We start from the raw sequence: 1,472 nt of genomic DNA, 5'->3' as shown, positions 1-1,472 counted from the left end.
CGCCGTCACCGTCAGGAGAGCCGATTGCCGCTTCAAGCGCGCCGGTGTCTCCGCTCCCATCAGATAACGGCTCCGCATTGTCAGGACCTGCACCCTACCAGGTAAGGGTAACGCTGGTATCTTCCCCTAAGCTGACTGCCGGAAGCATGATTGAGGCCGAAGAATACACGCTGGTTCTGAAGGATGATCCGCGTCCGGCATCCTCTCCGGCGGCATCCGCAAGCGCGAGCCCGGCGGTGAAGTGACGGGTGAGCTTCCCGTTTATTTTTCACGGCTGAATGGCTGGCAATGTATGGACAACCCCTACGATAACCGATATGATATAGATTGCCTAAAATTTAATAGAGTCTTAAAAAAGGTGCGGGCCTAGAAAGCCCGCTTAAAAGGGAAGCCGGTTGGAGTCCGGCGCGGTCCCGCCACTGTATATGCGGAGCGATCCTCTGAAATCTGCCACTGTTCATGTAGAACGGGAAGGCGGGAGGGAGCGATGAGGCATGAGCCAGGAGACCTGCCTTTTCTAATCAAGGCCCGGGTGCCCTTCGGGGGGTGAGGACACCCGGACATTTATGCGCGGCTGATGCTGAGGATGCTATAAGGCATCGGTTCCGGCCCGGATTCTGAAAGACCGTCCCTCTATGGGGCGGTTTTTCTTGCTTAAGAGACTCCCACAAATTCAGGAGAAAGAGGTTAAGGAATGAAGAGCAGGATTTCTTCCAAAATGTTTGCGCTGGGAATGGCCTCATTGATGATTATCTCATTGCTGGGCGCGCCGTTTGCTCCGGGGGGACGGGTGTTTGCCGAGACGGCGGCTGCCGGTTATCAGGAAGCTAGTGTTGCCGATATCGTGTACGGTGCGGATGTAACGGCGGCTTCGGCCTCGCAGCCGATCACGGTGAAACAGGCGGCTGATGCCGCCGCGAGCTATATTCAGACCAAGGGAGTGACAATGGATTGGCAGGCCATTGCCTTGGCCCGAGGTTCCTACACGGTACAGCCCAGCTATCAAATTGCGCTTGAACAGCAAGTGAAAGAAGCAAAAGGAATTTTTGCCAATGCGACCGATTACGCCCGGATTTCGCTGGCTGTTACGTCACTTGGCATTGATGCAACGGACTTTGCCGGATATAATCTGATCGAACCGATTTATAACAGCGGCAAGCTTGATGACAAGCCGGTTAATTTTTATATCTATTCTCTGCTGGCGTTGGACGCAGGACAATATTCCGTTCCGGAGAACGCCCTGTGGACCAAGGACAGACTGATTGACAAAATCGTGTCGCAGCAGCAGAGTGACGGCGGGTTTACCTACGGCGGCTCAAGCGATCCGGACCTGACCGCTATGGTACTGACTGCTCTGGCTGCGCATATGGACAAGCCTGAAGTGAAGACCGCTGGCGATCGTGCCGTGGCATGGCTAAAGACGAATCAGCAGCCTCATGGGGGATATAACTCCTGGGGCTCGGATAGCAGCG

Annotated in this window: 1 protein-coding gene, 1 pseudogene and 1 riboswitch; the gene and the pseudogene both read left to right on the top strand. The window is 55.0% G+C overall.

Features of this window, described 5'->3' with window-relative positions; all coding sequences use genetic code 11:
- On the top strand, positions 1–245 hold a 245-nt coding region (locus L691_RS32415; RefSeq protein ID WP_198022955.1), incomplete at its 5' end, for a hypothetical protein.
- A gap of 94 nt (positions 246–339) precedes the next feature.
- A riboswitch (cobalamin riboswitch) is annotated at positions 340–530 on the top strand.
- A gap of 164 nt (positions 531–694) precedes the next feature.
- Positions 695–1,472 (top strand): annotated as a pseudogene (locus L691_RS27560) (terpene cyclase/mutase family protein); the annotation flags it as partial.

The sequence above is a fragment of the Paenibacillus zanthoxyli JH29 genome (assembly GCF_000520715.1).
Taxonomy (GTDB): Bacteria; Bacillota; Bacilli; order Paenibacillales; family Paenibacillaceae; genus Paenibacillus_AQ; species Paenibacillus_AQ zanthoxyli.
This window is presented reverse-complemented; position numbering and strand designations above follow the sequence as displayed.